Origin of the sequence: Bradyrhizobium sp. CCBAU 53421, assembly GCF_015291625.1 — a bacterium.
In the GTDB taxonomy this organism is placed as follows: Bacteria; Pseudomonadota; Alphaproteobacteria; order Rhizobiales; family Xanthobacteraceae; genus Bradyrhizobium.
In genome coordinates this window covers 4,428,642-4,454,412 of sequence record NZ_CP030047.1, presented here as the reverse complement: position 1 = coordinate 4,454,412, position 25,771 = coordinate 4,428,642, and the positions used below count along the sequence as shown (strand labels likewise).

Annotated in this window: 26 protein-coding genes; 8 read left to right on the top strand and 18 right to left on the bottom strand. The window is 65.1% G+C overall.

From position 1 onward, the window contains the following. Positions 1–42: 42 nt before the first annotated feature. The 8 genes from XH92_RS21155 to XH92_RS21120 all read right to left on the bottom strand — a co-directional run bounded on the left by XH92_RS21155 (position 43) and on the right by XH92_RS21120 (position 10,467). Positions 43–864, bottom strand: coding sequence for an NUDIX hydrolase (locus tag XH92_RS21155; RefSeq protein WP_194460889.1), 822 nt, complete (start codon positions 862–864; stop codon positions 43–45). Between the two features lie 2 nt (positions 865–866). Next, positions 867–1,823 (bottom strand): dihydrodipicolinate synthase family protein, encoded by a 957-nt coding sequence (locus XH92_RS21150; RefSeq protein WP_194460888.1) that lies wholly within the window; start codon positions 1,821–1,823, stop codon positions 867–869. Between the two features lie 133 nt (positions 1,824–1,956). Then, entirely contained in the window at positions 1,957–2,835 is an 879-nt protein-coding gene (locus tag XH92_RS21145; protein ID WP_194460887.1) for an SDR family oxidoreductase, read from the bottom strand. Between the two features lie 143 nt (positions 2,836–2,978). Next, entirely contained in the window at positions 2,979–3,839 is an 861-nt protein-coding gene (locus tag XH92_RS21140) for a MaoC family dehydratase (protein WP_194460886.1), read from the bottom strand. 210 nt (positions 3,840–4,049) lie between these two features. Then, entirely contained in the window at positions 4,050–4,439 is a 390-nt protein-coding gene (locus XH92_RS21135) for a Zn-ribbon domain-containing OB-fold protein (protein ID WP_194460885.1), read from the bottom strand. Further along, positions 4,439–5,596 carry a thiolase domain-containing protein gene (locus tag XH92_RS21130; protein WP_050420450.1) on the bottom strand — a complete coding sequence of 386 codons (1,158 nt, stop codon included), beginning with the start codon at positions 5,594–5,596 and terminating at the stop codon, positions 4,439–4,441. The genes XH92_RS21135 and XH92_RS21130 overlap by 1 nt, the downstream gene beginning before the upstream one ends. A 236-nt stretch (positions 5,597–5,832) precedes the next feature. Then, entirely contained in the window at positions 5,833–6,867 is a 1,035-nt protein-coding gene (locus XH92_RS21125) for a DUF3592 domain-containing protein (RefSeq protein ID WP_194460884.1), read from the bottom strand. A 105-nt stretch (positions 6,868–6,972) separates the two neighbouring features. Then, positions 6,973–10,467, bottom strand: a complete 3,495-nt coding sequence (locus tag XH92_RS21120) for an indolepyruvate ferredoxin oxidoreductase family protein (protein ID WP_194460883.1) — start codon at positions 10,465–10,467, stop codon at positions 6,973–6,975. 243 nt (positions 10,468–10,710) lie between these two features. On the opposite strand from XH92_RS21120, the gene XH92_RS21115 reads away from it, so the two are divergent. Next, entirely contained in the window at positions 10,711–11,937 is a 1,227-nt protein-coding gene (locus XH92_RS21115) for a cytochrome c (RefSeq protein ID WP_194460882.1), read from the top strand. A 4-nt stretch (positions 11,938–11,941) separates the two neighbouring features. Here XH92_RS21115 and XH92_RS21110 read toward each other — a convergent pair whose 3' ends face one another. After that, entirely contained in the window at positions 11,942–12,583 is a 642-nt protein-coding gene (locus tag XH92_RS21110; RefSeq protein WP_194460881.1) for a trimeric intracellular cation channel family protein, read from the bottom strand. Between the two features lie 246 nt (positions 12,584–12,829). Here XH92_RS21110 and XH92_RS21105 point away from each other — a divergent pair, with 246 nt between their 5' ends. Further along, the gene (locus tag XH92_RS21105) at positions 12,830–13,264 is read left to right on the top strand and encodes a hypothetical protein (RefSeq protein WP_194460880.1); all 435 of its coding nucleotides are present in this window, start codon (positions 12,830–12,832) and stop codon (positions 13,262–13,264) included. A 67-nt stretch (positions 13,265–13,331) separates the two neighbouring features. Here the strand turns inward: XH92_RS21105 and XH92_RS21100 are convergent, their stop codons facing one another. The 3 genes from XH92_RS21100 to XH92_RS21090 all read right to left on the bottom strand — a co-directional run bounded on the left by XH92_RS21100 (position 13,332) and on the right by XH92_RS21090 (position 14,992). Next, complete coding sequence (locus tag XH92_RS21100; protein WP_194460879.1) at positions 13,332–14,150, bottom strand: oxaloacetate decarboxylase; 819 nt, start codon at positions 14,148–14,150, stop codon at positions 13,332–13,334. 150 nt (positions 14,151–14,300) lie between these two features. After that, positions 14,301–14,651 carry an antibiotic biosynthesis monooxygenase gene (locus XH92_RS21095; protein WP_194460878.1) on the bottom strand — a complete coding sequence of 117 codons (351 nt, stop codon included), beginning with the start codon at positions 14,649–14,651 and terminating at the stop codon, positions 14,301–14,303. Positions 14,652–14,683: 32 nt separating this feature from the next. Beyond that, positions 14,684–14,992 (bottom strand): NIPSNAP family protein, encoded by a 309-nt coding sequence (locus XH92_RS21090; RefSeq protein WP_194460877.1) that lies wholly within the window; start codon positions 14,990–14,992, stop codon positions 14,684–14,686. Between the two features lie 204 nt (positions 14,993–15,196). Here XH92_RS21090 and XH92_RS21085 point away from each other — a divergent pair, with 204 nt between their 5' ends. Continuing rightward, positions 15,197–15,892 carry a helix-turn-helix transcriptional regulator gene (locus tag XH92_RS21085; RefSeq protein ID WP_194460876.1) on the top strand — a complete coding sequence of 232 codons (696 nt, stop codon included), beginning with the start codon at positions 15,197–15,199 and terminating at the stop codon, positions 15,890–15,892. Between the two features lie 308 nt (positions 15,893–16,200). Beyond that, positions 16,201–16,467, top strand: coding sequence for a GCG_CRPN prefix-to-repeats domain-containing protein (locus XH92_RS21080; RefSeq protein ID WP_194460875.1), 267 nt, complete (start codon positions 16,201–16,203; stop codon positions 16,465–16,467). A gap of 101 nt (positions 16,468–16,568) precedes the next feature. Here XH92_RS21080 and XH92_RS21075 read toward each other — a convergent pair whose 3' ends face one another. Then, positions 16,569–16,814, bottom strand: a complete 246-nt coding sequence (locus tag XH92_RS21075) for a GCG_CRPN prefix-to-repeats domain-containing protein (protein WP_194460874.1) — start codon at positions 16,812–16,814, stop codon at positions 16,569–16,571. Between the two features lie 67 nt (positions 16,815–16,881). Beyond that, complete coding sequence (locus XH92_RS21070) at positions 16,882–17,178, bottom strand: twin-arginine translocation signal domain-containing protein (protein WP_194460873.1); 297 nt, start codon at positions 17,176–17,178, stop codon at positions 16,882–16,884. Between the two features lie 317 nt (positions 17,179–17,495). Here XH92_RS21070 and XH92_RS21065 point away from each other — a divergent pair, with 317 nt between their 5' ends. Together XH92_RS21065 and XH92_RS21060 are read left to right on the top strand one after the other, a co-directional pair. Further along, positions 17,496–17,846 carry a cupin domain-containing protein gene (locus tag XH92_RS21065; RefSeq protein WP_194460872.1) on the top strand — a complete coding sequence of 117 codons (351 nt, stop codon included), beginning with the start codon at positions 17,496–17,498 and terminating at the stop codon, positions 17,844–17,846. A gap of 263 nt (positions 17,847–18,109) precedes the next feature. Beyond that, on the top strand, positions 18,110–19,117 hold the full coding sequence (locus XH92_RS21060) for an IS5 family transposase (RefSeq protein ID WP_194460871.1): 1,008 nt from the start codon (positions 18,110–18,112) through the stop codon (positions 19,115–19,117). 473 nt (positions 19,118–19,590) lie between these two features. On the opposite strand, the gene XH92_RS21055 is transcribed toward XH92_RS21060, so the two are convergent. Both XH92_RS21055 and XH92_RS21050 read right to left on the bottom strand, forming a co-directional pair. Continuing rightward, positions 19,591–19,938 (bottom strand): hypothetical protein, encoded by a 348-nt coding sequence (locus XH92_RS21055; RefSeq protein WP_194461357.1) that lies wholly within the window; start codon positions 19,936–19,938, stop codon positions 19,591–19,593. A 101-nt stretch (positions 19,939–20,039) separates the two neighbouring features. Then, the gene (locus tag XH92_RS21050; protein ID WP_194460870.1) at positions 20,040–21,572 is read right to left on the bottom strand and encodes an acyl-CoA carboxylase subunit beta; all 1,533 of its coding nucleotides are present in this window, start codon (positions 21,570–21,572) and stop codon (positions 20,040–20,042) included. 159 nt (positions 21,573–21,731) lie between these two features. Here XH92_RS21050 and XH92_RS21045 point away from each other — a divergent pair, with 159 nt between their 5' ends. Beyond that, on the top strand, positions 21,732–22,133 hold the full coding sequence (locus XH92_RS21045) for a DUF4260 domain-containing protein (protein WP_194460869.1): 402 nt from the start codon (positions 21,732–21,734) through the stop codon (positions 22,131–22,133). On the opposite strand, the gene XH92_RS21040 is transcribed toward XH92_RS21045, so the two are convergent. Beyond that, entirely contained in the window at positions 22,126–22,926 is an 801-nt protein-coding gene (locus XH92_RS21040; protein WP_194460868.1) for a PilZ domain-containing protein, read from the bottom strand. The genes XH92_RS21045 and XH92_RS21040 overlap by 8 nt on opposite strands. A gap of 277 nt (positions 22,927–23,203) precedes the next feature. Further along, a complete protein-coding gene (locus XH92_RS21035) occupies positions 23,204–24,100 on the bottom strand; it encodes a DMT family transporter (protein WP_194460867.1) in 897 nt (298 codons plus the stop codon). Positions 24,101–24,254: 154 nt separating this feature from the next. On the opposite strand from XH92_RS21035, the gene XH92_RS21030 reads away from it, so the two are divergent. Continuing rightward, complete coding sequence (locus XH92_RS21030) at positions 24,255–25,610, top strand: PLP-dependent aminotransferase family protein (protein ID WP_194461356.1); 1,356 nt, start codon at positions 24,255–24,257, stop codon at positions 25,608–25,610. The last annotated feature ends 161 nt before the right edge of the window (positions 25,611–25,771 follow it).

The window sequence follows — 25,771 nt, the reverse complement described above, 5'->3', positions numbered from 1 at the left end:
AAGTCACGCACGCGTCAGCACTCGGGATGACCGATCGCGGAACTACCCCAGCGCTCCGACGTCGAATACCTCACCGTCGTAGCCGGCTTCCTTGGGGATGCGGAGCTGGCGGCCGGTGGCGGTCTTGGTCATCACGGGCATGACAGTGACGATCGGCTTGCCCCTGCTGTCGGCGAGCGCGGCGCCGACGTTCGGCTGCTTGCCGAGCCGGATAAGGTTTCGCGTGGTCGGGAACGGCAGCTTGAAGCGGCCGGTCTCGCCACCTTCAAGCGCCTCCCGCGTCGACACCCAGATCGAGTCGGTCGATTCCTTGCCGTCATGGGCGCCGAGCTGCTCGGGCGGCGCGGCGGCGAGGAAGAACCAGGTGTCGAAGCGCTTCGGCATGCCTTCCGGCGTAATCCAGTGCGCATAGGGCACGAGTTCGTCGAGCGCGAGCACCATGCCGTTGTCTGACAACACCTTGAGGAAGCTGATCTTGCCTTCGTTCAGCGCCGCGCGATGCGCGGTCGCGATCTCGTTCGCGCGCTTTGCATCGACCAGGTCTTTCGACCCGAGCGGCCGCGCCAGCAGGATGCCGCTCTCCTCGAAGGTCTCGCGGATCGCCGCGATGCGGAAGCCGAGCGCGTCGCCGTCGAGACCTTCCCCGCCCGAATAGAGCGCGGGATCGGCGGCGATCTCCTTGTCGTTCTTGTCGACGCTGCCACCTGGGAACACCAGCGCACCCGAGTTGAACTCGATCTGGTGATGGCGGACCATCATGAAGACTTCGATTTCGTCGCGTCTCTTGCCGTCGACATCGGACGGCGCTCCGTCACGCAGCAGCAAAACGGTCGACGCAAGGCGCGGGGCAACGATCTCGGTCATGATTATCCTGCTGCACTGGATTGCGGTTGCAGATTGGCGCGGCGATCGACGCGCGCCACGCGGGAAAGCAGATAGTCGACCTCCGCCCTCGCCTGCGCCGTGATCACGGCACCCGGCTTGCGCTGGGCGCTGGAGGAGATGATACCGCGCTTCTGCAGCACGTATTTGCGCACCGTGAGGCCGACGCCGGGCTGCTGCTCGTAGCGGATCAGCGGCAGATGCGCGTCGAACAGATCATGCGCCGCATCGCGCTTGCCTGCCTTGGACAGATTGACGACGTCGATCAGGAGTTCGGGGAAGGCGTAACCGGTCATCGCGCCGTCGGCGCCGCGCTCCATCTCGAAATCGAGGAACAGCCCGCCATTGCCGACCAGGATCGACAGCGGCCGCAGCGAGCCGTCCTTCTGGAAGTTGCGCAAGGTCGAGATCTTCTCGAGGCCCGGCCAGTCCTCGTGCTTAAGCATCACGCAGGACGGTGAATCCATCACGATCTTGCGGATCACTGCGGGCGTGAACACGACGGTGAGCGTCAGCGGATAATCCTGCAGCACCCACGGAACGTCGTCGCCGATCGCTTCCTGCGCTTGCTTGAAGTAACCGATGATCTGGTCGTCGGTGCGCAGATGCGGCGGCGGCGCGATCATGACGCCGGCGGCACCGGCATCCATCGACTTCTTGGCCAGCGAGCGCATCGTGGCAAAACCCGGCGCCGAGACGCCGACGATCACCTGAAGCTTCTTGGCGCGCTTGACGAAGCGCAGCGCAACTTGCTCGGCCTCGGCGGCGTCGAGCTTCGGCGCCTCGCCCAAAATGCCAAGCACCGTGACGCCGTCGCAGCCGACCTCGGTGTAGAAATCGGTCAGCCGGTCGATCGATGTCTCGTCGATCCGGCCGTCGTCGTGAAACGGGGTCGGCGCGATCGCAAAGGTTCCTGCGGCCTGGGCGGTGAGTTTTGTCATTTGGGCATCTATCCTCTGGTCCGTCGTTCCGGGATGGTGCGCCAGCACCAGGCCCGGAACCTCGAGATTCCACAATGCGCGATTGCGCATTGGGGTTCGACGCTGACGCGTCGCCCCGGAATGACGGTATACATCAGAACCGCCGCGCGCCCATCTTGATCTGCTCTTCGGAGAAGAAGATGTCCTTGGCGTTGGCGACGATGTCCTCGGCCTTCCAGCCGGTAAAGGGCGGCTTCCAGCCCTCCATTTCCATCATCCGCATCTCGCGGACGCCGCGTGGGCCCGAGACGCCGAGAACCTTGCCGGTCTGGTCGCCCGACAAATCGCTGACCATGTAAAGCACGGCCGGCGCGATGCCGTCGGGCCCGAGCGCGGCGCCCGGATTCTCCTTGTAGCGGGGCAGGTCTGCCGTCATGCGGGTCAAGGCACCCGGCGCCAGCGTCCAGATCCGGATGTTGTACTTGCGGCCCTCGATCGCCAGCACGTTGGAAAGGCCCCAGATGCCGCCCTTGGCAGCGCCGTAATTGGTCTGGCCGAAATTGCCGATCAGGCCCGAGGTCGAGGACGTGTTGACGATGACGCCGCCGCCATTGTCGCGCATCCATTTGAACACTGGCTGGGTGCAGCAGAAGGTGCCCTTCAGATGCACCTTCATCACCCTGTCCCAGTTGGCTTCCTTGGCCTTGTGGAAGGTCTCGTCGAGCAGGATGCCGGCATTGTTGACCAGGATGTCGGCGCGGCCGAAATGCTTGATGGCGTCGTCGAACACCGACTGACCGCCGGCGAGCGTCGAGATGTCGGCGCCGTTGGCGACCGCGCGGCCGCCCTCGGCCTTGATCGCATCGACCACCTTGTCGGCCATCGACTTGTCCGAGCCCGAGCCGTCGCGCGGTCCGCCGAGGTCATTGACCACCACGGCCGCGCCCTCGCGCGCAAACAGTTTTGCGTAGGCCTCACCAAGTCCGCCGCCGGCGCCCGTGATCAGCGCTACCTTGCCGTCGAGTAATCCCATGGTCGTTTCTCCGTTTTTATCGTTGTTCCGGACGCGATGCAGCGTGAAACGCTGCGTCGCGGAGCCGGGACCCACGCCCGGCGACTGGCCCCGGCTCTGCACCGCACCGCTTTGCGCGCTGCGCTGCGTCCGGGGCACGAGAGCTACGCCAGCACCGTCTTGCCGCTCTTGATCACGGTGACGCCGCGCGACTTCACCTTGGCCTCGAACGACACCACGTTGCCGTCCTTCCACAATTCCATCGTCACGGTCTCGCCGGGAAACACCGGCGAGGAGAACCGCGCCGCGTGCTGCTTGAAGGCGGATGGATCGTAATCGGCATAGGTCTGCAGCACGCCGCGGCAGGTGATGCCGTAGGTGCACATGCCGTGCAAGATCGGCCGCGGGAAGCCGGCCTTCTTGGCGAACTCCGGATCGGAGTGCAGCGGGTTGCGGTCGCCGCACAAGCGGTAGATCAGCGCCTGATCGGGCCGCGTCGTGATGTCGACCACCTTGTCCGGCGCGCGCTCCGGCACCTTGTGCGGCTCGGGCTGACCGTCCGACGGGCCGCCGAAGCCGCCATCGCCTCGGGCGAAGCGCGAGGCCACCAGCGTGGCGAGCTTGTCGCCCTTCTCGTCCTTCAGCACGGTCTGGTGGCGGATCACCGCGCCCTTGTCCTTGCCCTTGTCGAACACGTCGAGCACGGTCGAGTCGGCAGTGATGTGGGCCGCGGTCGCGAACGGCTTGTGGAAGGTGATGTCGCGCTCGCCGTCGACCACCATCACGCGGTTGAGGTTCATCTCGCCGGGGCCGGCGCCCCAGGCCGCGACCGAGGCAAACGTCGGCACCACCTTGAGCGGGCGCGGCGTCAGCACGCCCTCATTGACGAAGGCGAGCTCCTTCTCGTCCATCGGATCGGCGCCGAGACCGATGCCGTAGGCATAGAGCATCACGTCGCGATCAGCGTAGCTGTATTTCTGGCCGAGATTCTTCAGGGCCATCAGCTGTTCGTACACGATTGGCATTGTTGTTTTCTCCCCGAATGCATTCTTATCGGCGCGGCGCCCGTTACTACGCCCTCTCCCCCTGTGGGAGAGGGCTGCACGGACATCAGCCACAAACTCGTTTGGGTGAGGGGTTGCCTCCGCAGATACATCTCTCTCGTGGAGAGAACCCCTCATCCGGCGGCCTTCGGCCGCACCTTCTCCCACAAGGGGAGAAGGTACTTCTTAGGCTTAGGCAGGCGTGAAGAACGGCAGCGGCGCGCCGTCAGTCGGCTTCCACACCACCTTGACCTTCTGGCCGATCTTCACCTGCTCCAGATCGCAATCGACGATGTTGGTCTGCAGCGACGGACCTTCCTTCAGCGTCACATAGGCGATCGCATACGGACCGGTCGGCGACTTGCGCATCAGGCTGTAGGTGTAGACCGTGGCCTCACCGCTCGACTCTTCCCACACCGTCTTGTCGGAGAAGCAGAACGGACAGATCGCGCGCGGGAAGTAATGCGCTTCGCCGCAGGTGGTGCAGCGCTTGATCATGAACTTGCCCGCCTTCGCCGCTTCCCAGAACGGCGCCGTCTCCGGGTTGGTCACCGGGGCATTGTACTTCTTGGCTTCAGACATCACGCACGCTCCAGAATGCAGGTTGAGGCGGCGTGGCGAACGCCGAGCAGACCGCCGGTGCCGTGGGCGATCGCGAGGTCGCAGTTCTTCACCTGCACCTTCGGATGCGCCTCGCCGCGCAATTGGCGCACCGCCTCGAGGATTTTCGTCATGCCGCCGCGATTGACGGGATGGTTGCTGCACAGGCCGCCGCCGTCAGTATTGAACGGCAGCTTGCCGACGCCCGAAATCAGATTGCCGTCGGCGACGAACTTGCCGCCCTCGCCCTTCTTGCAGAAGCCGAGATCCTCGAGCTGCATCAGCACCGTGATGGTGAAGCTGTCATAGATCGAGGCGTATTTGATGTCCTTCGGCGTGACGCCGGCTTCCTCGAAGGCGCGCGGGCCGGACCACACGCCGGCGGAGTAAGTCAGATCGAGATCCTTGCCGCCGCGCGGGCCCTTCGCCGCCTCGCCGTGGCCGATCAAGCGCACCAGTGGCTTCTTCAGGCTCTTGGCGATCTCCGGGGTGGTGACGATCATCGCGCCGCCGCCGTCGGTGACGACACAGCAATCCATCCGGTGCAGCGGATCGGAGATCATCGGCGAGTTCAGCACGTCCTCGACCGTGACGACCTCCTTCAGCATCGCATGCGGATTGTATTGCGCGTGATGCGAGGCCGCGACCTTGATCCAGGCGAGCTGCTCGGAGGTGGTGCCGTAGTCGTGCATATGGCGCATGGCACACATGCCATAGGCATTGTGCGTGGTAGCCCCGTAGGCCAGTTCGAAATCGGCCTCGGCGCCGGAGGCGCGCGGCGGCATCGGACCGGTGCGCGGCTTGCCCGCCAGCGTGACCAGCGCGACCGAGCACTTGCCCGCGGCGATCGCCTCGGCGGCGTGGCCGAGATGGATCAGGTAGGAACAGCCACCGGTCTCGGTGGAGTCGACGTGACGCAGCTTCTTGGTGTTGAGGCCGAGGTAATCGACCATCGGCCACAGCCCGCCCGGCGCGTCGCCGGCGCAGAAATAGCCGTCGATGTCGTCCTTGGTGAGCCCGGCATCCTCGATCGCGCCCTTGGCGACCTCGGCGTGTAGCTGTGCTGTTGATTTATCGGGTGCATGCCGGGTGGGATGTTCGTAGATCCCGGCAATGTAGGCCTTGCCCTTGATGGTCAAATCGCTCTCCGCTGGCGTTTCTCGCTCCAGCGTTTTTCTGAACCGGCGGCGCGACCTTGGCAAGCGCGGAAATATTCCGTCAGGCGAGACTGTTATCCTCAGGCTGCGCGGATGCGATCGTGGTTGGCAGTCGTGTCGGCCCGCGCGCTCGGCGCGTGGGTAACGCGGAGCATGCGGTCATCGCGATCCGAGTGCACATCGTGGGAGCGGCGCAAACGCTCCCCGCCCGCCCGCGGCTATGTTCCGGCAGGCGGCAAAGAAGCGGCATGCGCGTTCGCGCGAAAACGCCACGTCGTCAGCCCGGCCAGGACCAAACCAAGGACAAGGAAAACCGCTCCGCTCGTCACTCCGACGCGGTCTTGAAAGAGCCGTTCGGCAGTGTCGCCGACGATGAGCGGGCGAACAGTCGGTCGACCTTCAAGATAACGTATCTTCGTCTTCGTGACCGTCTGGACGTCATTGCGCGTAATCTGCTGCCAGAACCCGGCGCTGATATGAGTAGGCCCGAACGTTTGCCGCTGTCCGCTCTTGTCGGTCCACGCCAACGTAACGAGATAGCTCGGGGCGGCCCCTGCCTTCTGCACCTCAGCGACCGCACGGGTGATATCGGCGCTGGCTTCGTCACCGTGGTCGAGCATTTCTGCGGCCGCGCCCTGCTCCAAATATGAGCTGACGATCATATAAGCTCCGAACGGAAGCGACACGGCTGTCATCAGCGCCAGATAGACGGGAAATCGGCGTGGTTGCCATTGCCCGGCTTCCGCCGGGCCGGGACTGCACTGTTGCGCCGACCACTTCTGCCAGGCAATCAACGCGACGAGCACGACGGCGAAAAACGCCGCCAATTTCTCCATGAAGCCGGACTTTGATCGGATATCCTGCAAGCGGTCATTCGCATCCTCGATCACGACCGGGAGAGACGACTCGTCGTCGATCGTGCGAATGGCTGCCGGAACGAGCTTGACTTGATTGCCGACCAGAATGCGCGCCGCAAAGGCACCGCTCACTCCGATGCCCGTCCGCGTTCGCTCAACGCCGTCCTTTCCGATCCAGCGCAATCCAACGGACAAAGGCTCGTCGACATAGCGCGGCCATCCGTCGTCAAATGAGATGGGAAACCTTGAAGACGTTTGCGCCGCCGACGTGATCGTTCCCGTCGTGACATAGCCGTCTCGCATCACGCGCTCGATGCCGTGCTGGTTCCAGTAGAGTCCCAATACCACCAGCACGGGCACAATGAAGCCCAGGATCAGAAGACCACGTACCGTCATGCTGTACTCGCATCCGACCGTTACCCTCGCCTGCTTCTGTACCCGGCGGGCCACATCACCGCAAGTTGTATGGCTTGACGAATTCGCGCAGCTTGCGCGCCAGCCCTACTCCGCCGCCATCTGCCGCGGCGCGGGCGGCGGGTTGGCGAGGTCGGCGGCGAGTTGCGCGTAGCGAACCTTTGCCTCCTTGATCGCCTTCTCCTTCACCGGGCCGTAGCCGCGGATGCGGTCGGGCAGCGACAGCAGTTCGACCGCGATGTCGTGATTGAGCGGCGACAGCAAATTCAGCACCGTCGCGACATCCTTCTCGTAGCCCGCGATCAGATCGCGCTCGAGCTTGCGGTCGGCGTTGTAGCCGAAGACGTCGAGCGGCGTCCCGCGCAGGAAACGGAATCGCGCCATCACCTTGAAGGCCGACATCATCCACGACCCGAAGGCGCGCTTCTTCGGACCGCCCTGCGCATCGAGCCCACCGCCGAGGATCGGCGGCGCGAGATTGAAGTTGAACTTGAAGTCGCCCTCGAACTGGTCGCGCAGCTGCTTCTCGAAGCGGCCATCGGTGAATAGCCGCGCCACCTCGTACTCGTCCTTGTAGGCGAGCAGCTTGGCGTAATTGATCGCGACCGCGCGCGGCAGCGCCTCGCCATAGCCGCCCTTGGTAGCGGCCTCGCGCACCTGGTCGACCAGCTTGCGGTAGCGCTTTGCCAGACGCGCGTTCTGATAGTCGGTCAGAAGGCCCATGCGATGGGTGATGATCTCGTCGAGCGACATCGCATCCAGCGACCTGACCGGTGCCGCGTCGTCATCCTGCCCCTTCATCATCGCGGCGAGGCGCGCCGGATCGGCGGCGGCGAGACGCCCGAGCTGGAACGCCTGGGTGTTCATCTTGATCGAGACGCCGTTGACCTCGATCGCCTGCTGGATCGAGTCCGCCGACAACGGCAGCAGCCCGCGCTGATAGGCAAAGCCCATCATCATGATGTTGGTGGCGATGCTATCGCCGAGCAGCGCTTCGGCCGGCTTGGTGAAGTCGAAGAACGCGGAGTCCTTGCGCAGCTCCGTCTCCAGCACGCTGTTGACCTTGCGGCTCTGGAAGTTGAAGTCGCGGTTGAGGATGAAATCCGCAGTCGGGATGATGTGGCTGTTGATGATGCCGACGGTGCGGCTCGCCTCGCACAGCGTGATGGTGTCCTTCGACACCGCGACGACCTCGTCGGCCGCGAGCACGAGATCGGCCGTGCCGGTCACGATGCGCGAGCAGGTCACGTCGGCGGTGTGCTCGGAGAGCCGGACGTGGCTGAGCACCGCGCCGCCCTTCTGCGCGAGGCCCGACATGTCGAGGATCATCGAGGCCTTGCCCTCGATATGCGCGGCCATGCCGAGCAGCGCGCCGATCGTCAGCACGCCGGTGCCGCCGACGCCGCCGACCGCGATGTTGTAGGGCCGGTCGAGCGCGGGCTTCGAAGCCGGCTCCGGCAGGACGCCGATGTCGCCGAGCTCGGTCGGCGCGCGACGCTTGAGCGTGCCGCCGTCGACCGTGACGAAGGACGGGCAGAAGCCCTTCACGCAGGAATAGTCCTTGTTGCAGGTCGACTGGTTGATGGTGCGCTTGCGCCCCAATTCCGTCTCCAGCGGCTCGACCGAGATGCAGTTCGACTGCACCGAGCAGTCGCCGCAGCCTTCGCAGACGGCAGGATTGATCAGCACGCGGCGCGCCGGGTCCTCCATCTGGCCGCGCTTGCGGCGGCGGCGCTTTTCCGCGGCGCAGGTCTGCACGAACACGATCGCCGAGGTGCCCTTGGTGTCGCGGCACATCTTCTGGACGTTCTCGAGCTCGTCGCGGTGGAACAGCTTGACGCCGGGCGCGATGGTATCGGCCGGATAGGCGGCGGGATTTTCCGAGACCAGATAGATCTCGCGGATGCCCTCGGCGTGGAGCTGGAAGGTGATCTGCTGCGGCGACAGGTCGCCGTCGTGGCGCTGGCCGCCGGTCATGGCGACCGCGTCGTTGTAGAGGATCTTGTAGGTGATGTTGGCCTTGGAGGCGATCGACTGGCGGATCGCGAGAATGCCGGAGTGGAAATACGTGCCATCGCCGAGATTGGCGAAGATGTGGTTCTCGTTGGTGAACGGCGCGATGCCGACCCACGGCACACCCTCGCCGCCCATATGGGTGAAGGTCTCGGTCGAGCGGTTCATCCACAGCGCCATGAAGTGGCAGCCGATGCCGCCGAGCGCGCGGCTGCCTTCCGGCACCTTGGTCGAGGTGTTGTGCGGGCAGCCCGAGCAGAAATACGGCGTGCGGCTGACCGGTGCTGTCGCCTGCATCTGCGACGACTGGCGGCCGTTGAACCAGTCGGCCTTGGCGCGCAGCATCTCGGCGATCTCAGGGTTGAGATTAAGTCGAAGCAGCCGCTCGGTGAGCGAGCTCGCAAGCGAGGCCACGCTGAGCTCGGCGGCAAAGGTCAGGAAACGCTTGTCGTGGTCGTCCATCTTGCCGACGATGCGCGGGCGCACGTCGTCACGCCAGTTGAACAGCTCCTGCTTGACCTGGTTCTCGACGATCTCGCGGCGTTCCTCGACGATGAAGATCTCCTCGAGGCCGACGGCGAAATTGCGCACGCCTTCCGGCTCCAGCGGCCAGGGCATGCCGATCTTGTAGAGGCGGAGGCCGATCTTGGCGGCGATCTCGGGCGTGACGCCGAGCTCGCGCAGCGCCTGGCGGATGTCCTCGTAGCTCTTGCCCGAGGCCATGATGCCGTAGCGCGCGTTCGGCGAATCCATGGTGATGCGGTTGACCTTGTTGGCGCGGGCAAAGGCGATCGCGGCAAAGCCCTTGTAGTCCTGCAGCCGGCGGTCCTGCTCGAAGCGGTCGTCGGGCCAGCGGATGTTCAGCCCGCCCGGCGGCAGCTCGAAATCGGCCGGGATGATGAACGGCGTCATCTCGTCGGTAAGGTCGATCTCGGCGGTGGTCTCGACCGTCTCGGTGATCACCTTCATGCCGACCCAACAGCCCGAGTAGCGCGACATCGCGATACCCAGGAGGCCCATCTCGATCATTTCGTGGATGCTGGAGGGATAGAGGTAGGGCATCAGCGCGGAGATGAAGGCGTGGTCGGACTGATGCGGGACGGTGGAGGACTTTGCGCCGTGGTCGTCGCCGGCAAGGCAGAGCACGCCGCCATGCTTGGCGGAGCCCGCCGCATTGCCGTGGCGGAACACGTCGCCGCAGCGGTCGACGCCGGGGCCCTTGCCGTACCAGATGCCGACCGCGCCATCATACTTGGCGCCGGCCGAGAGCCCGAGCTGCTGCGAGCCCCAGATCGCGGTGGCCGCCAGATCCTCGTTCACGCCGGGCTGGAATTTGATGTTGTACTGCTCGAGATGCTTGCGGGCGGCGAACAGCTGCTGGTCGTAGCCGCCGAGGGGGGAACCGCGATAGCCGGAGATGAAGCCTGCCGTGTTGAGGCCTGCGGCGCGGTCGCGCCTGATCTGCGCCATCGGCAGGCGGACCAGCGCCTGGATGCCGGTCATGAAGACGTGGCCGGTGCCTTGGGTGTATTTCTGGTCGAGGCTGATAGGCCCTTGGTTGATTCCCATTTAGCCCTCTTTGCGCTGGTCGCGACGGCTGCCTTTTAGCTAGTCATGCGAGCTTGTTAGAACCAGTCTATGTCGGATTTTCCGGGCCGCGCAGCACAATTCTGGGCGACCGAGCCCGTCGCTCAAAAATCGCAATTTCGTGCCGGGAATATTGCAGGGCCGTTTCGGTTTCTGTCGCAGGACAGGCCCGCGGCGAAATGGCGTAACGCGTCTTGTGGACCGGAAGGTGCAGAAGGTGAATGGATGCGGCGACGATTTCGAACGACCGGTGCGATTCTGGCCGGTGTGCTGTTGTGCGGTGCGTTCGCGGCTCGCGAATGCGCCGCTGCACCGACCGACGACACCATCGCCCGCGGCAAGGCGCTCACGATCGCCGGCGACTGCGCGAGCTGCCACACGGCCGATCCGGCAAAGCCCTTCGCCGGGGGCAAGCGGATCGACACACCATTCGGCGCGGTGTTCTCGCCGAACCTGACCCCCGATCGCGATACCGGCATCGGCAGCTGGAGCGACGACGATTTCCTCCGCGCGCTGCGCAGCGGCGCCTCACCGAACGGGAAGCATTATTATCCCGCCTTCCCCTACCCTTACTTCACCAAACTGATCCGCGACGACATTCTGGCGATCCGCGCCTATCTCGCGACGCTGGCGCCGGTCAGCAACAGGGCGCCGCCACCGCAGCTGCGCTGGCCATATTGCTACCGCGTTCTGATGCGGGTCTGGAATGCGCTGTTCTTCGCACCGGGCATCCTCCAGCCGGACCAGGGCAAGACCGCGGAATGGAATCGCGGCCGCTACCTCGTCGAGGCCCTCGCCCATTGCGGCGCCTGCCACACGCCGAAGAACGCACTCGGCGCCGACAGGCGCGACCAGGCGCTCAGCGGCAGCATGGTCCAGGGTATGTTCGCGCCAAGGCTCGACGGCGCCGCGCGCAGCGGGCTGAAGTCCTGGAGCGCAGAGGACATCGTCGAATATCTGCAGAGCGGCCGCAACCGGCATAGCCATGCCGGTCCATTGATGTCCGAGGTGGTGGTCAATTCGACCTCGAAGATGAGCGACACCGATGTGCGCACGATCGCGGTCTATCTGAAGGGCCTGCCCGCCGGCGCGCCGGAGCCGCAGGTCACCCCGCCCTCGCCGGCGCAGATGAGCAACGGCGAGCGCATCTATCGCGGCGCCTGCGTCTCCTGCCATGAGCTCGACGGCTCCGGCGCGCCGCGGATCTATCCGCCACTGCCCGGCAACGCCAACCTGCAGTCAGCCAACCCGGCGAGCACGCTGCGCATCATCCTCGACGGCGCTCAGAGCCTGACCACGCCGCGCGCGCCGAATTCAGGCTCGATGCCGGCCTATCCGAAGCTCAGCGATCAGGAGATCGCCGACGTTGCGACCTATATCCGCAATTCCTGGGGCAACGCCGCGCCGGCCGTGACGGCTGACGAGGTCGCTAAGGCGCGGACGGCGAAATAGTTGATCACTCCTCCTCGGCATTGAATACGAATTTCGGCATCTCCCATCGGTATCGGATCGCAAGCATCCGGAACGTCAGGCCGACCACGAAGGTCAGCACGGTCCAGAGCTGGTCGTTCAAGTGCAGCCCGACGCCGATCGCATAGAACAGCCCTGTCACGACCGAGACGCTGGCGTAGAGCTCGCTACGAAACAGCAGCGGCACCTCGTTGCAAAGGATGTCGCGCAGCACGCCGCCGGCGCAGCCGGTGATCATGCCGGCGACGATCACGATCGGCAGCGAGGCGTCGACCTGCCAGGCGACGTCGCAGCCGGCCATGGTGAACACCACGAGCCCGATCGCATCGAGCACCAGGAATGCGAGGTTGAGCCGGTGCACCAGCCGCGCCAGCAGGATGGTCGCGAAGGCGCCGGCGGCTGCGACCGCAAGGTAGATCGGGTGCTTGACCCAGAGCAGCGGATAATGCCCGACCAGCACGTCGCGGATGGTGCCGCCGCCGAGCGCGGTGATCGCCCCCAACATGCAGACGCCGGCCCAATCCATGCTGCGCCGGCCGGCCGCCAGCGCCGCCGTCATCGACTGCGCCGCGACGGCAATGAACGAGAGCACGTGCAGCACCGAATCGGTGGGCGGCATGGTCCACATTGAAAAGGCCTCATGGAACAGGTTCGGAACCTAGAGCCTATCCCGTTCCGATCGAATCGGAACGGGGCTCTAGATTCTTGTTTTGACGCGTTTTCTTCACGCGAACCGGTATCCGCAGCGCTCGAAAACGCTCCAGGGATCGGCGGTTCCTGCATGAACAGGTTGCAACATTGGCGCGGAACATCCTCACGCGCCAGCCATTGTCCCCTGCGTTTAGCTTTGAGGTGCTAACGGAGGAACTTTACAATGGCTTACAACCCTGACGATCCGTATCGCGCCAACCTGACCGAGGACGAGGTCCGCCGTCAGGCGCGCTTCAACAGCCTGGACAACGAGCTGCAGCCGGATCCGGAACTCCAGGAAGGACCGGCCAGCACCACCAAGGTCGCGATGTTCGCAGTTGCGGTGGCCGTGGTGCTCGGCGCGCTGTTCTACGGCTTGAACAACACGTCGGTGCACGAGGCCGGCACGACGCCGTCGACGCAGACCGCGCAGCAGCAGCCGGCCAATCCGAATCCGGCCGCGCCACCCCCGGGCATGCGCGACGTGACGCCGAAGCCGAACAGCCAGCCCGGCGTGACCACGGGCGCGGCGCCGGCACAGCCGGCGAACCCACCGTCTGACATGAACAAGTCCGACATGAACAAGCCGGCCGCCCCGCCGGCCGAGAATGCGAAGTGACACGTGACGACACTGACCAGGCGCAAGCAGCGGGCCTCAGCGGCCCGCTGCTTTTTTCGCGTCAGGCTTACTTGAACATCTTGTTGAGCTCGCCGCCGGGATAACCGTTGGCGAATTCGGTGAAGGTGCCCTTCTCGGCCATTTCCTTCGCTGCCTTCATAACGCCGGTCCAGGCCATCCGTGCCAGCGCGCCGCCGACGCTGATCCGCCGCACGCCGAGGTCGGCGACCGCTTGCAGCGTCAGGTCGGACGCGCCGCCGATCAGGAGATTGACCGGCTTCGGCGCCACCGCCTTCACGACCGCGGAAATTTCCTCTTTGGTCGAGATGCCCGGCGCGTAGAGCACGTCGGCTCCGGCCTCCGAATAGGCCTGCAGCCGCTCGATCACCAGGCTGAGGTCCTTCTTGCCCCACAGGAACGCCTCGCAGCGGCCGGTCAGCAGCACGCCGCTGTTGTCAGCATCAATGGCCTTGCGCGCCGCCCTGATGCGCTCCACCGCGAGCTTGTGCTCGAACAACACGTTGGCGGCATCGCCGGTGGAGTCCTCGATCGACAGCCCGGCAACGCCGGTCTTGACGCCGCGCGCGACATTGACCGCAACCTTCTCGGGCTCGACGGCAAAGCCGCCTTCGAAGTCCGCATTGACGGGAATATCGACCGCCGCGCAGATCGCGGTGAGGTGATCGCAGACGTCGTCAACCGTGACGCGGTTGTCGGCCTTGGCGATGGTCCAGGCAAAGCCCGCGCTGGTCGAGGCCAGCGCCTTGAAGCCGAGATGTTGCAAGGCGCGGGCGCTGCCGACATCGAACGGGTTCGGGATGATGAAGCATCCGCTCTCGTGCAGCTTCTTGAAGGCGGCTCGTTTGTCAGCAGTTGGCAGTGGCATGGGTCGCTCCCTGAGGTCATTGGCCGCGCACAGATAGGCACGCGCAACTCGTGCTGCTAGAGCTTTGGTTCTGATTAAACCAAAGCTCCAGATTCTCGTCTTGACGCGTTTTCTTCACGCGAACCGGTATCCACTTCGCTTGAAAACGCTTCAATGCGGCTCGTGCACCGCGCGGCTATCTTTCGGTGCCTGATCGCGTTCGTTCAAGCCGTAGTCCCGCATCACGCTCGCGACCCGCAGCCGATAATTCTCGAAGATTCGTGCGCGGCCCTTGGCCTGGGTGCGGCGGTGTTCGATCGTGTTGCGCCAGGCTTCTACCGCCGCTTCGTCGCGGAAGAATGACAGCGACACGAACTTGCCCTGCTCGGTGAGGCTCTCGAACCGTTCGACCGAGACGAAGCCGTCGATCTCCTGCAGGATCGGCTTCAGCTCGCCGGCAAGGTCGAAATAGAGCTGCCGGTGCTCAGCCTTCGGCCAGACTTCGAAGATCACGGCAATCATGGGCGCCTCCGCGCATTGTTGTTGTCGAGCGACTATAGCTCGACCTTGCGCAGAAATGTCCGTTCCTCGGCGAGGATGAAGCGGTTTTGTTCGGCGAAGTTGAAGTTCGCCATGCCCTCGCCGTCCTGGCGCAGCCGCGCGCGATAGGCCTCGTAGGCGGCGAGGCTCTCGAACGAGATCAGCGCGAAGGCGATGTTGTTGGTTCCCTCGTGCGGCATCCAGTAGCCGAGCAGATCGCCGCCGCAGCGCGGGATGATCGAGAGCCAGTTCCGCGAATACTCCTCGAACATCGCGCGCTTGAACGGATCGAGCTGGTAGCGGATGAAGACGGTGATGGTCATTAGCGGAGCTCCAATGATTGTCGTCATTGCAAGGGGCGACAGCGACGAAGCAATCCATGCCGAGCCAGCGGAACTATGGATTGCTTCGCGAAGCCTGTCATCCGGCGGCGCTTCGCGCCGACCGGGTGGCTCGCAATGACGATCAGTTTCCGACATCCACCATATCGCCTTGCCCGACCTCGATGCTTCGGCTATCATCGAACTATGAAAGCAGGACCCGACATCTCCCGGATCGCCGCTCTGGTCGGCGATCCCGCACGCTGCAACATGCTGACCGCGCTGATGACCGGCCGCGCGCTGACCGCGAGCGAGCTGGCCCAGGAAGCCGGCATCACGCCGCAGACGGCGAGCTCGCATCTCGCCAAGCTCGAGGCCGGCGGGCTGATCGAGCCCGAGAAGCAGGGCCGCCACCGCTACTATCGCCTCTCCGACCCCGACGTCGCCGATGTGCTCGAGGGCCTGCAGGGTATTGCCGCCCGCGCCGGCCATATGCGCGTGCGCACCGGACCGAAGGATCCGGCGCTGCGCCGCGCCCGCATCTGCTACGACCATCTCGCCGGCGATCTCGGCGTACAGATGCTCGACAGCATGAAGCGGCAGAAGCTGGTGCGCCAGAGCAAGCAGGCGATCGAGCTGACCGGCGAAGGCAAGCGCTTCATGGCCGAGGAGTTGCAGATCGACGCGGACGCGCTGACGCATCCGCGCCGTCCGGTGTGCAAGGCCTGTCTCGACTGGAGCGAGCGGCGGCATCATCTCGCCGGCACGCTGGGCGCGGCCATGATGGACCGCTTCACCGAATTGAAATGGGCCGCGCGCGACACGACACCGGGCAGCCGTGTCGTCAATTTCTCGCGCAACGGCGAGAAGCGGTTCGCGGCGCTGTTCGGCGCAGGCGAGTAGGATCGCGCGTTCAAGTCACGGCCATTCGCGAAGCTCCGGTCTCGCTTGTCTCGCTCTCCGATACATTTGGTGCGCTCGCCGCTGTGCGCTTCGTCCGACGCGCGCCTTGCGAAATATTTTGAAACGATGCTGAGCGTGCTTGCGACGCACTGACGCAGGTGTGATGCGCAACATTCATGTCGCATTCAGTCCGCAACATTATGGTCGACGACATCGGGCACGGCTTCTGCAATGATCCGGCCGGGCGAATCGGTAATCTCAAGTTTGTTGCGGTGCCGCAGCGCGCGGCCCATTAAGAAGGAGAAGTCATGAAGTATCTTTTTGCAGCAGCAGTTTTGGTGACGACCGCTTTCGCCGGCATCAGCGCCGCTGATGCTGCCGGTGGCTGCGGCCCCGGCTGGCACCGCGGCCCCTATGGCGGCTGCGTAAGAAACCGCGGCGCTGTCGTCGTCGCTCCGGGCGCCGTTGTCGTTCGCCCGCCGGTCGTGGTCGAGCGCCCCGTCGTGGTGGCGCCGCGCGTCCGCGCCTGCCCGTACGGCTTCGCCTGGCGCTACGGCCGTTGCCGCCCGATCTGATCGCGGCACGCTCGCGCAAACAAAACCCCGCCTCGCGCGGGGTTTTTCTTTTTTGACAAGCGCGGCGGGCGTTAGCGATGGTGCTCGCCGCGACCTGTGGCCTACCAGTTGCGGAAGCAACGGCGGCCGAACGGGCCCGAGTGCCAGCCGCGCGGGCAATTATACATCGGGCGGCAGCCGCCATAGGGACCGCGATGCCAACCCGGACCGCAGCCACCGGCGACGCGAATGGCGTTGTCGGATGCGGCCTGCGCCTGATCGAGCGGTGCCACCGGCATCGCTGATGACGCGGACATCGCCGCCAGAGTGAGACCTAACGCAAGCATGGAAGCAGCGAGCATTTTCATGAAAGGACCTTTCCGTCGAAACGAGGGGACTCGAAAATACGTCTCACTCAAACATCACGCGGTTCAATCACCAGCGGCGCCAGTGACGCCTGCGCCAATGGCGGCGGCGCCAGCCCCAGTGCCTGCGGTGCCAGTGCCGATGATGCCAACCCCAGTGACGGTGATGCCAGCGCACCTCCTCGGGCTTCAGCCGACCAACCTCGTCGCCCGTGGTGACGGCCGGATGTGCATCGTTGCCCGCCGGCGAACGCCCATCCCCCTTGAGCGGCAGCGGCGCGAGTGGCGCCGCCTGGGCCGTCGCGGCGAACGTGACCGCACCGGCGGCGACACCGAAGGCTATCTTCAGAAAGTCCCGGCGTTCCATGAGCGTTTCCCTTTGTTGCTGGGTTGGACCGACTGCCGCACCAGTTTTTGCCCCGCGACCTGAACGCTCGCTGAACCGCGTGCGGAACCCGACGTCGCAGGGTTGCGTTCGCAACGTTGTGACATCACGCAATCATCACGACGCCACAGCCTCCTCGACTGGCAGCAGCAGATCGCGCGTGCGCGTCCCTTCCGGCCAGTCACGGTTGAAGTCGGCGACCAGCCGCTTCATCTTGGCCGTCATGCCAATTCCGATGATGTCTCACGCGACGGAACGGAACTAGCATCACGGCACAAGAACATCTCCGGGAGGCCGCCATGAAGTCAGGACAACCGATCAAGGATGCCAGCCACCTCTACGAAGTCGAGCGCCGCGCCCAGCACGCCGCCCGCCCCGGCTTCCGCATCATGGAGTTGCAGCTTTCGCCGACCCAGAAGGTGCCGTGGCACACCCACAGCAACATCTCCGACACGTTCTACGTGCTCGAGGGCCGGATGCGGCTGTTCCTGCAGGAGCCGAAGGAAGAGGTGAACCTTGGGGTTGGCGAGGTCTATGCCGTCCGCCCAACCCGCCCTCACCTCGTCACCAACGCCGGCACGACGTCGCTGACTTTTTTGGTTCTGCAAGGCGTCGGGGAATACGACTACGTGCCGTTGGCGTCGAGCTAACAGGCGCGCTTGCTGCCAGTACCGCAATCCTGAGGCGCGAGCCTTGCGGCGCAATTGCCGCCGCTGGGCGAGCCTCGAAGGATGCACGGCCACCAGCCAGGCCGTGCATCCTTCGAGACGCGCTACGCGCTCCTCGGGATGGCGGTACCGACACCGATTCACTTCTCAAACTTCGTGCATGGCGTCATCACCCGCTTTCGCGAGGGCTTTGCAGAAGTCTGCCGGGATGATTCTCTTTGGTGAAGGATTCGCCGGAGGAACGGATGGCGGAGCGGCAGATTGGTCAATTGAGCTTTACCGACGGGCTGGTGAATGACGCGGCTCGAGCCAACGCGCCTTTGCAGCGAGTATCGGAACTGGTCGACTGGAGCGCGATTGAAGCGCTGCTGAGCGGCTTGCGTAGCGGGTCGATGGGAGCGCCCGCTTACCCGTCGCTGGCGCTGTTTAAGGCGCTGTTGCTGCAGCAATGGTATGGGTTGTCCGATCCGGGCCTTGAGGAGGCGCTGGTGGACCGCCTGTCGTTCCGGCGCTTCCTGGGCCTGTCGCTGAGTGAGCCGGTACCGGATCATTCCACGCTGTGGCGTTTCCGCGAACAACTGGCCAGGAGCGGGCTGGCGGAGCGCGCTTTTGCCCTGATTACGGCGCAGATCGAGAAGTCCGGCTTCGTCTTGAAGCGCGGCACATTGATTGACGCTTCGCTGATCCGCTCGGCGGTTAATCCGCCCGAACCACCGGATCCCGATTTGCCCCCGGATGCGGACGGGCGCCCCGCCAGCAAGCTGGTCAAAAGCCCTCACGATCCTGACGCCGCCTGGACCAGGACGGACGGCAAATATGCCTTCGGCTACAAGATGCACGTGGCGATGGACCAAGGCAGTCGCATCATCCGGCGCCTTGCCTTTACGCCAGCCAATGTCAACGACACCGTGCCCGCCGACGAGCTGATCTGCGGCGACGAGGCAACAGTCTACGCTGACAAAGCCTACGATACCATCGCGCGACGTGGGCGGCTGAAGCAGATGGATATTCGCGACGGCATTATGCGCAGACACAACCGCTGGCTTCGCTTGGGGCCTTGGGCGGTGCGTCGTAACGCGGTCATCTCGCATCGACGCGCGCCGATCGAACCGTTGTTCGCATTGCTCAAGCGCGTCTACGGCCTTGCGCGTGCCCGCTATCGGGGCCTGATACGCAATGCCGCAGCTTTCCAGCTCGCCGCGACCGCGATCAATCTCCAGCGATGGGCCAGGACGCCACCCCACATCGCCTAACCAAACGAGGCACCGCCATCATGGCTGGCCCGTCCAGCCGCTAACCGGCCCAAACAACAGCCGTCCGGCCCCGTCGAGCTGTTCGACTTTCGCAAAGCCCTCGCGAAAGCGGGTGATCCAGTATTCCAGAGACGGCTGTGCTTGAACCGAGAGGCCGCGGCGTGCTGGATGCTCGCATGCACAGGCGTGGCACCAGAGGAAACGAGGCCCCACCGCTCCTCCACCACGTCGTCCCGGCGAAGGCCAGGACCCATAACCACAGGGTTGCGTTGGTGAGTAAAGCTGTGGCCCCAGCGTCGCGTAACAATCACCGTCGGTGGTAATGGGTCCCGGCCTTCGCCGGGACGACACTGAGTTTGTTACGCCACCTGTGAGTCATGCTTCCACATTCTCGCGACACGATCTGTCCGAGCTTTGGCGAAGTCGAAGGCGCGGCGTCTCGATCATGCGCGCGCCCTCGCCCACTCGAGCCATCACATCAGTTTCATTGGTGCATCGTGAACTAGACGCAGATCGATGTTGCCGATCAGCCGCGCGCGGCGCGCCTCGGCGGTGCTGATCGCGGCCTCGGTCTGCCGCAACGTGCTGACGTTCGATCCGAGCGACACGATGCCGCCGAGCACCAGCGCGATCGATCCGAGCGCTGCGGTCTGGCCGGAGCCCAGCAGGCCAAGCAGCGCAGCGAACAACAAGACGAACCCGCCGGCAATCGCCACCTTCGACCCGAGAATGATCCTGCGCGATCGTTCGGCGCTCTCGGCAAGCTCCTCGATCTGCGCCTCGATCTCGGAAATCTCGTCGGTCGGCTCGTCTTCGGTCATCATGCTGAAACCTGTAAGCCGGTTGGGCGTAGCCGTAACCCGCCGCGGACCGCGCGAAACGAAGACGGTGGGTTACGGCTTCGCCTAACCCACCCGCTCCCTTACAACGGCAGATTGTCGTGCTTCTTCGCGGGGATCTCGACTTTCTTGTCCTTCAGCATCGCCAGCGCCCGGGCGATCCGCCGCCTTGTCGAGTGCGGCATGATGACGTCGTCGATGTAGCCGCGCTCGGCGGCGATGAAGGGGGACAGGAAGCGGTCTTCGTATTCCTTGGTTCTTGCTGCGATCTTGTCGGGGTCGCCGATGTCGGAGCGGAAGATGATCTCCACCGCGCCCTTGGCGCCCATCACCGCGATCTGCGCGGTCGGCCAGGCGTAGTTCATGTCGGCGCCGATCTCCTTCGACGCCATGACGTCGAAGGCGCCGCCATAGGCCTTGCGGGTGATGATGGTGACGAGCGGCACCGTGCACTGCGAATAGGCGAACAAGAGCTTGGCGCCGTGCTTGATCAGGCCGCCATATTCCTGCGCGGTGCCCGGCAGGAAGCCCGGCACGTCGACGAAGGTGACGATCGGGATGTTGAAGGCGTCGCAAAACCGCACGAAGCGCGCGGCCTTGCGCGAGGCGTCCGAGTCGAGCACGCCGGCCAGCACCATCGGCTGGTTGGCGACGAAGCCGACGGTGCGGCCGGCGATGCGGCCGAAGCCGGTGACGATGTTCTTGGCGAAGGTCTCCGATATCTCGAAGAAGTCGCCCTCGTCGACGACCTTCAGGATCAGCTCCTTCATGTCGTAGGGCTTGTTCGGATTGTCGGGGATCAGCGTATCCAGCGAATTGTCGACCCGCTCGATGGAATCGAAGCTCGGCCATTCCGGCACACCATCCGAATTGTTCGAGGGTAGGAAGTCGATCAGCCGGCGCATCTGCAGCAGCGCATCGACGTCGTTCTCGAACGCGCCGTCGGCGATCGAGGACCGCGTCGCGTGCACCGAGGCGCCGCCGAGCTCTTCCGCCGTCACCACCTCGTTGGTGACGGTCTTCACCACGTCGGGGCCGGTCACGAACATGTAGCTGGTGTTCTTCACCATGAAAATGAAGTCGGTCATCGCAGGCGAATAGACGTCGCCGCCGGCGCACGGTCCCATGATGACGGAGATCTGCGGGATCACGCCCGAGGCCTGCACGTTGCGGCGGAACACGTAGGAATAACCCGCAAGCGCCGCGACGCCCTCCTGGATGCGCGCGCCGCCGGCGTCGTAGAGGCCGATGATCGGCGCCCTCGCCTTCATCGCCATGTCTTGCAACTTGGTGATCTTCAGCGCATGGGTTTCCGACAGCGAGCCGCCGAACACGGTGAAGTCCTTGGCAAAGACAAAAGTCTTGCGGCCGTTGACCGTGCCCCAGCCGGTGACGACGCCGTCGCCGGGGATCCTGGTCTTCTCCATGCCGAACTCGATCGAGCGGTGCTCGACGAACATGTCGAATTCCTCGAACGAGCCCTTGTCGAGCAGGAGCTCGATCCGCTCGCGGGCTGTGAGCTTGCCGCGGGCATGCTGCGCCTCGATGCGCTTTTCGCCGCCGCCCAGCTTGGCGCCGGCGCGCCGCTCTTCGAGGGTGTCGAGGATATCTTTCATTTGTTTCCGCCCGTGTTAGCTACAGTCCGCATCCCGGCGCGAGCCGGGTCCGCTTCGTTCGGAATGGCTTTAGCACGGCCATTTCGGAACCGGAAAGGCGCTTGTGGGCAGGTTTAGGCGCCAAAACGGTAGGATTTTCCGACATCTGGGGAGACAGCGATGACTGATACGACCACGGCTGAGACCGGCGCCGCGACCGGCGGGGTGCGCACCCTGCTCCGGCTGGAGGGCCTGGTTCTGTTCGTCGGGATGACCGTGCTCTACTACAAGTGGGAGGGTTCCTGGCTGGTCTACGTCCTGCTGTTCCTGGTGCCGGACATCAGCTTTGCCGCCTACCTGATCAACCCGCGGGCCGGCGCCATCGCCTACAATGCCGCCCACACCTATCTGGCGCCGGTGGCGCTGATGACGCTGGGCTTTGCCGGCGAAGGACCGCTGGTGCTCTCGATCGCGATGATCTGGCTTGCTCATATCGGCATCGACCGCGCGCTCGGCTACGGGCTGAAATATTCTACGGGCTTTGGCTACACCCATCTGGGGCGGATCGGAAAGCTCAGCTGAACTGGACGCCGATCCGGCCCTTCCTGCGCCAGACGACGCGGCAGCGCCGCTCGGTCGCCTCCATCTCCAGCACGAGACGGAAGCTGTCGGGGATCGCGGCGGGATCGGTCGCCTCGACCGCGGCGCCGGTTGCGGAGAGGTTGCGGACGATGCAGGTCATGCTGCGCCGGGCAAAGCTGAGCCGCGCCGCGCGCGCGACGTTGCGCCTGGCGGCCCTGCGCTTGTCACCGCCGGCAGCGGCGCTCGTCACCGCCGAGAAGCCGGACCGGATCTTGCCCTGCAACCGAACGTCCGCCTGCATGTCGAAATGCTTGACGATGCGGGGCCTGCTTCCGAACACGGTCAGTTGCAGCGACGCCAGCAGGTGCTCGACCTTGTTGCCGCCGCCGAACGGCAGCAGCAGCCGCTCGCAATCGACTTGCTGGTCGTTGGCATCGATGGTGGAGAACACCATGTACACCGCGCAGCCGCTCGCGGCACATTCCTTGGCCGGTCCGAGCGTGATGCGCCGGAGCGACATCGAGATCACCTGCTCCATGGTCTTGCCTGCCCAGGCCGAGTTGAACGCCTCGGCGACGTTCTCGCCCTGATACATCGCGCGAAATTTGCGCAGGCGTCCCTCACCTTCGACCGCCCATGCCACGAGTTGCCGGGGATCATGCATCGCCGGGTCGGGCCTCAATTCGGCGAAAGCAGGAAATGGCCGGCCGGCCGACAGCTGATCCCAATGCACCAGCAGCGCGCGCTGGCTTGCGGACCTGATCGCGTCAGGCGCAATGAACCTGAAGGTCATCAGCCCCTCTCGTGTCGCGTCGGCGCGCATGGTGGGAAACCCTGCTTAAGGATCACTGAAAGCCGATCCGTAACACTGCTGGACCGCACGGCCGGCGGCACGAATTAGCGCTTGGCATGGTTAGTGCGCGCTTTACAAGCCGGCCGATCATAACCCGGTGGCGAGTTGCAAGGCCTATCTCGCTCGCCTTGTCGGCGGCAACCCGGCCACCGCGCGCGAGGCCCGCAAGGCGGCCAGCGATTTCCTGCAGACGCTGTTCAAGCTGAGCTCGCTGAGGTTACGCGAAGCGGCGCGCGAACACGACGCAGACGACGACCAGCATGGTCGTCGCGATCATCGACCAGGCGACCGGCTCATGCAGCAGCAGGCCAGCCAGCGCGAGGCCGAAGAACGGCTGCAACAGCTGCAACTGGCCAACGCTGGCGATGCCGCCGAGCGCAAGCCCGCGATACCAGAACACGAAGCCGACCAGCATGCTGAAAACAGAGACGTAAGCGAGCCCGAGCCAGGCCGGCACGCCGATGCCCTGCCAGCTCGGCGGCAGCGTCATGATGGTCATCACGAGCACCACCGGCACCGAGAGCACCAACGCCCAGGAGATCACCTGCCAGCCGCCGAGGCGGCGCGATAGCGCAGCCCCTTCGGCATAGCCGAGGCCGCAGACGATGATGGCGGCGACCATCAGCAAGTCGCCGGTCAGCGACGCCGATCCGTCGCTCGACAGAGCGAACGCCCCGACCGTCGCGCTGCCGACGCAAGAGAACAGCCAGAACAGCGGCTTCGGCCGCTCGCCGCCGCGCAGCACGCCGAACACCGCGGTCGACAGCGGCAGCAGCCCGATGAACACGATCGAATGCGCCGAGGTGATGTGCTGCAGCGCGAGCGCGGTCAGCAGCGGAAAGCCGATCACGACGCCGAGGGCGACGATGGTCAGCGACACCAGATCCTTGCGCTGCGGCCGGGGCTGCCGCAGCACCGCCAGCAGCACGGCGCCGAGCAGGGCCGCGATCGCCGCCCGTGCCGAGGTCAGGAACAGCGGCGAGAACCCGGCGACCGCGACGCGGGTGGCCGGCAGCGAGCCGCTGAAGATGATCACGCCGAGCAGCCCGCTGCCCCAGCCCTCCAGCGAAGCGCCGCCGCTCGCCTCGCCTGTCCATGTCTTCGAATCGCTCATCGCACACCTCGTCTGTCGCGGGCGAAGATAGCGACGGCAGGCTGGCCAAGGCAGCTACGGATCAGTACAATACGGACAAACTGTATTGGTGAAGGTAGGCATACACTTGCGACAGCCATCCAATGGGCCGAAGGCGACCCGCACCGCCGACGTGATGAACGCGATCCGCGCCAAGGTGGCGAGCCGCGCGCTCGCCGCCGACGACCGCCTGCCCTCGATCCGCAGCTTCGCCGCGACCATGGGCGTCTCGCCCTCGACCGTGGTCGAGGCCTATGACCGGCTCGCCGCCGAGGGGCTGATCCGGGCGCGGCCGGGCTCGGGCTTCTATGTCTCGTCCGCGGCGCTGCCGCCGCTCGCGCTGGCCAAGGACCAGCCGCAGCGCGACCGCGCCGTCGATCCGTTCTGGGTGTCGCGGCAATCGCTCGACGCCGCGAGCGGCGCGCTGAAGCCGGGCTGCGGCTGGCTGCCGGCCGACTGGATGCCGACCGAGGCGCTGCGGCGCGCGTTCCGCGGCCTGGCGCGGGCCGAGGACGCGGTGCTCGCCGATTACGGCGCGACGCGCGGCGCACTGCCGCTGCGCCGCATGCTGATGGCGCGGTTCGCCGACGAGGGCCTCGAAGTGTCGCCCGAGCAGGTGCTGCTCACGATGTCCGGCACCCAGGCGATCGACCTGATCTGCCGCTTCCTGCTGCGGCCCGGGGACACGGTGCTGGTCGACGACCCCTGCTATTTCAATTTCCGCGCGCTGCTGCGCGCCCATCAGGTCAAGCTCGTCAGCGTGCCCTACACTCCATCGGGCCCGGACGTCGCAAGCTTCGAGGCGGTGCTCGAAGCCGAGCGGCCGCGGCTCTACATCACGGTCTCCGGACTGCACAATCCGACCGGGGCGACGATGTCGCCGCAAACCGCGCACCGCGTGCTGAACGCGGCCGCAGCCTTCGACCTCACCATCGTCGAGGACGACATCTTTGCCGATTTCGAGCCGGAGCCGTCGGCGCGGCTCGCCGCGCTCGACGGGCTGAACCGCGTGATCCGGATCGGCAGCTTCTCCAAGACGCTGTCGGCGTCGCTGCGCTGCGGCTTCATCGCGGCGCGCGCCGACTGGATCGAGGATCTCGCCGACCTCCAGGTCGCGACCGGGTTCGGCGGCCCTTGCGCGGTCGCGACCGAGATCATCGCCAGCGTGCTCGCGACCGGCTTCTACCGCAAGCATGTCGAGGAGCTGCGCCGGCGGCTCGCGCGCGCCCGCCGCGACGTCGGCGAGAAATTGCAGCGCATCGGCATCGAGCCGTGGCTGATGCCGCGCGGCGGCTTCCAGCTCTGGTGCCGCCTTCCCGACGGCTGCGACTCCGCCGACGTTGCGCGCGCGGCGCTCGCCGACAACATCGTGCTGGCGCCGGGCAACGTGTTCAGCACCACGCAATCAGCCTCAAGCTTCATGCGCTTCAACGTCGCGCAATGCCGCGACCCGAAACTGATGCCGGCGCTACAACGCGCGATCGGGCGCTAGCAGAACCGATCGCCACTGCGCTCCCTCTCCCCGTTCTTACGGGGAGAGGGTTGGGGTGAGGGGCTGCTTCCGCACATTCGGTGATAGCTGCGTTCGCGGAGAGTCCCCCTCACCCGGATCGCATCTGGCGATGCGACATAGCCGAAGCTCCGCTTCGGCGT